The organism is Nocardia farcinica (genome assembly GCF_029867845.1).
GTDB classification, from domain to species: Bacteria; Actinomycetota; Actinomycetes; order Mycobacteriales; family Mycobacteriaceae; genus Nocardia; species Nocardia farcinica_A.
Window position 1 is genome coordinate 1 of sequence record NZ_JARWRU010000470.1, and the last position, 2,358, is coordinate 2,358.

The window sequence follows — 2,358 nt, forward strand, 5'->3', positions numbered from 1 at the left end:
CACCGCCCATGGGCGGGGCGCCTCCGTCCCCGCCTCGCCCTCCCCCTCCCCCGTCTGCCCCCCCGCCCCCGCCCAACTCCACGCCGCCGGCTTCACCCGCCTGACCGAGGCCGCCGCGTGGCCGCAGGGACGGCCGGGCAGGCACTACGTGGTGCGTGGTGGATCGCTGGTGGCCTGGGCGGACACCGAAGGGCCCGCCACCACGCCGTTCCGGGTGGTCGGGGCGCACACCGACAGCCCGAACCTGCGGGTCAAGCAGCATCCCGATCTGGTCTCGGCGGGCTGGCGGATGGTCGGGCTGGAGCCGTACGGCGGCGCCTGGCTGAACTCCTGGCTCGACCGCGAACTCGGCCTGTCCGGCAGGCTGACCGTCCGCGACGGCAATGCCGTGCGCACCGAGCTGGTCCGCATCGACGATCCGATCCTGCGGGTGCCGCAATTGGCCATCCACCTGTCCGAGGACCGGCGCGGGGTCACCCTCGACCCGCAGCGCCACGTCAACGCCGTCTGGGGCGTCGGCGAGCCGGACGGCTCGTTCCTCGACGTGGTCGCCGAGTACGCCGGGGTGTCCGCCGAGGCGATCCTCGGCTGGGAGCTGATGACCCACGACCTCGCGCCGAGCAGGCTGGTCGGCCGTGAGCGCGACCTGGTGAGCGCGCCGAGGCTGGACAACCAGGGCACCTGCTACGCCGGTCTGCACGGCTTCCTTGCCGCGGTCGCCGAGCCGGGGGCGGCCATCCCGGTGCTGGCGATGTTCGACCACGAGGAGGTCGGCAGCCAGTCCGATCGTGGCGCGCAGTCCGACCTGCTGCCCACCGTGCTCGAGCGGGTGGTGCTGACCAGGGGCGGTGGCCGCGCCGACTTCCTGGCCGCGCTGGCCGGTTCGGTCGTCGCGTCCGGGGACATGGCGCACGCCACCCACCCGAACTACCCGGAGCGCCACGAGCCCGCGCATCGCATCGAGGTCAACGGCGGACCGGTGCTGAAGGTCAACCAGAACCTGCGCTACGCCACCGACGCCACCGGCGCGGCCGCCTTCGCGCTGGCCTGCGCCCAGGCCGGGGTGAACCTGCAGCGCTACGTGCACCGCGCCGACCTGCCGTGCGGATCGACCATCGGCCCGATGACCGCCGCGCGCACCGGCATGCCGACCGTGGACGTCGGCGCGCCGCAGCTGGCCATGCACTCCGCGCGCGAGCTGATGGGCGCCGCCGACGTGGTGTCCTACGCCGCCGCGCTGGCCGCCTTCTCCGCCCCGGCGGCCGAGGCGGTCGAGGAGGCGGCGGCGGGCCGGTAGGTGCACGCGGCGACCGCGAGCACCGCGAAGGCCACGATCACGTAGCCGCTGCCGATGATCTGCTGCCACCACGCCCAGTCGAGCTCGAGGTCGTCGGAGTGTGGCAGCAGCCACTGCGGGCCGATCAGGAACAGCACGGTCAGCGCGCCGGTGACCCAGGCGAACCGCCGCCACGGGACGCCGCCCGCGCGCCTGCGCACGATCACGTCGACCGCGAGCAGCAGCGCGGGCGCCACCCACACCCAGTGGTGCGACCACGACACCGGCGAGACCAGCAGGATCGCCGAGGCGTTGACCAGCAGTGCCGCTGCGTGCGCGCCCGCCGAGATCAGGTGGTGCATCCAGATCGCCGCCAGCGTGACCGCGACCGCGGCGAGGCCGAGCCAGATCGCGGTGGCCGCGCCGTCGGAGACGCCGAGGCGGAAGGCCAGGCCCTTGAGCGACTGGTTGCCCGCGAAATAGGGCGGGCCGATGCGGCCGGTGTCGGCCAGCGTGTGGAACCAGTACTGCACCGAATCGCCGGGGAACAGCAGGAAGCCCACGCCCACCGCGCCGATCGCGGAGACGATCATGGTGGCCGCGGCCTTCCAGTCCCGGCGCAGCAGGAAATACAGCAGGAATCCGCCCGGCACCAGCTTGATCGAGACGGTGATGCCGACGAGCATGCCGCGCGGCCAGAACGGTTTGCGCGCCAGCACGTCGAGGGCGACCACGGCCATCAGCACCAGGTTGATCTGGCCGAAGCCGAAGGTCTGGCGCACCGGTTCCAGGTAGAGCGCCAGCGCGAGCGCGCCGATCACCAGCGGCAGCGCCAGCCGCCGGTCCAGGCCGGGCCGCAGCCGGTCGAGCACCAGCCACAGCGTCAGGCCGAGACAGCCGAGCGAGCTCACCAGCACCACGATCTCGGCGACCACCAGCGGCATGAGCGCCAGCGGGGCGAAGAACAGCGCGGCCAGCGGGGGATAGGTGAACGGCAGCCCGATGCCGAAGACCGGCGGCATGGGTCCGTAGAGCTCGCCGCCGTCCAGCCACACCCTGGCGCCGTTGCGATAGACCTGCAG

2 protein-coding genes are annotated in these 2,358 nt (G+C 73.3%); one reads left to right on the top strand and one right to left on the bottom strand.

Annotated features, from left to right (window positions below; genetic code table 11):
- The coding region (locus QH283_RS10100; protein WP_280502755.1) for a M18 family aminopeptidase at positions 1-1,297 on the top strand (1,297 nt) is incomplete at its 5' end.
- On the opposite strand, the gene QH283_RS10105 is transcribed toward QH283_RS10100, so the two are convergent.
- Positions 1,225-2,358, bottom strand: a 1,134-nt coding sequence (locus tag QH283_RS10105) for a glycosyltransferase 87 family protein (protein WP_280502756.1), incomplete at its 5' end; no start/stop codon positions are given. The genes QH283_RS10100 and QH283_RS10105 overlap by 73 nt on opposite strands.